The 1,302-nt window shown below is 69.3% G+C and carries 1 pseudogene; it reads right to left on the bottom strand.

From position 1 onward, the window contains the following. Positions 1-1,302, bottom strand: a pseudogene (locus ABD323_RS41265) (hypothetical protein); the annotation flags it as partial.

Genomic DNA, 1,302 nt, shown 5'->3' with positions numbered 1-1,302 from the left:
CCAGGACTGGTGGCCGAAGGCGCCGCCCACCAGTTGGACGGTGCCCGGGCTGCCGTTGTAGAAGCGGACCTTGTGGTCCTCCAGGACCGGTACGACGACCTGGTTGGCGATGGTCTGGTTCGCGGACCAGTTCAGGCTGGAGGCCACCGGACGCTGGCCACCGGCCGGGTAGATGGTCAGGTAACCCGCCGCGGTGGGCTGGGTGACCGTCACGTTGAGCACCACGGACTTGGCCCGGACCGGGATGGTGGTCATGGTGAGGGTGTCACCGGCGGCGACCGCACCGGCCCGGCGGGTCATCTGCTCCTCGGTGTAGTCGTCCTCCCGGGTGTCCATCAGCCGCCACGGACCGACCGGGTTGTAGGTCGCGTACCCGCTCGCGCTGTAGTAGCCCTCCAGGTCGGCCAGCACCTCGCCGGTGCCACCCTCGCCACCGGCGTAGAACGACACCTTGCCGTCGACGACCGGAACCGTCACCAGGTTCGGAATCGTCAGCCCGGGCGTCCAGTTGAGGTTCGACGCGGTCGGGCGGGGCTTGCCGTGCGGGTAGACCGTCAGGAAGCTGCCCTTGGTCGGGGCGGTCACCGTGACGTTCAGCGTCACGGCGGTGACACCCGTGGCGGGCACGCCGTTGACCCCAGCCACCTGCAGGTCGATCGAACTGCCCATCTTCAGCGGCGCCTTGGCCACTCCGACACCCTCACGGGTGTCCATCAACCGCACCGGACCGGCCGGCGTGAAGACACTGCCGAAGCCGAGGAACTCGTCGGCGCCCCGGTCCCGGATCCCGCTGCCCGTACCGGTGTTGGGGACGACCGGGTCGTCCTTGGCCTCATGGCCCCAGCTGTCGAGCGGCAGCATGCCGGGCGCGTTCTCGTCGGCCGAGTCGATGATCGGCGAGAGCTGCGGCGTCTTGCCGTCGTACGGGATGGACGGGTCGGCCACCACGTCGTGCGTACCGTCGCCGGAGGCCGCGTGGAAGGCAGCCTGGTCCCGGTAAGCGACGCCCGCCCAGTCGTAAACCGGACCACCGGCGACCGGGCTGATCACGTTGTAGTCGACGTCCGCCGTCGGGGCAGCGGCGGCAGACACGGTAAGCCCGGTGCTGTCCTTGCCCGCCGGGCAGGCACCGCTCGGGTAGTTTTTGGAGGTGTCGATCACGTTGTTCCGGACCACCGCACCGGTGGAAGCACCGGCCAGCACGATGCCGTTGCCGCAGCTGCTCTTGACGGTGTTGCTCACCACCACCGTGTTCGGCGACCCGAGCACGACCAGCGCCGGGTACGAGTCGGACGAGTTGAC

The sequence above is a fragment of the Kitasatospora nipponensis genome (assembly GCF_039528135.1).
Classification (GTDB): Bacteria; Actinomycetota; Actinomycetes; order Streptomycetales; family Streptomycetaceae; genus Kitasatospora; species Kitasatospora nipponensis.
Note: the sequence above shows the minus strand (reverse complement) of the source record. Positions and strands in the feature narration are given on the sequence as shown.